Origin of the sequence: Larkinella sp. C7 (assembly GCF_006149005.1) — a bacterium.
In the GTDB taxonomy this organism is placed as follows: Bacteria; Bacteroidota; Bacteroidia; order Cytophagales; family Spirosomataceae; genus Larkinella.
Map to the genome: position 1 here is coordinate 1 of NZ_VBSL01000146.1, position 480 is coordinate 480.

The 480-nt window shown below is 37.7% G+C and carries 2 protein-coding genes; both read right to left on the reverse strand.

What is annotated here, in order from left to right; genetic code table 11:
* Positions 1–150, reverse strand: a 150-nt coding sequence (gene rpsU, locus FH871_RS34820) for a 30S ribosomal protein S21 (protein ID WP_138995342.1), incomplete at its 3' end; no start/stop codon positions are given.
* Positions 151–277: 127 nt separating this feature from the next.
* Positions 278–480: transporter substrate-binding domain-containing protein (locus FH871_RS34825; RefSeq protein ID WP_138995343.1), on the reverse strand; the 203-nt coding region annotated here is incomplete at its 5' end.

The following is a 480-nucleotide window of genomic DNA, read 5'->3' on the forward strand; positions in this document are numbered from 1 at the left end:
CTCTGATTTACGTTTGCGTTTTACAGAAGGTTTTTCATAGTGTTCACGTTTACGAGCTTCTTGAAGAGTTCCCGCTTTTGTGACTGAACGCTTGAAACGACGAAGAGCGTCATCAAGTGATTCATTTTTACGTACCACTGTTTTTGCCATGGATTTCACCTCCTCAAGAATAATGTAACGTTTTTTCGTTCTTTACTAGATTATCGAATTTTGTCAGGAATGTCAAGGTTTACTACTAATTTAACGAAAAAAAGCCGGACTTTTGCCAGCTCCTTAATTATTTTCCGGCTTCTGATTCCTGATTAGCCTTTTTAACATAATCATCAATCTTACCTTCTTTTTTCAACTTCGTAATGATTTTATTGATGCGGTTTCTCAGGGCAATTGAGCCCTTAGGCAGAGCAATAGCATAGGAAGAACCATCAACTTTCTTGAGAGTGATATTAGCGACGGTCAAATCTTTATTGCTGGAGACATAAC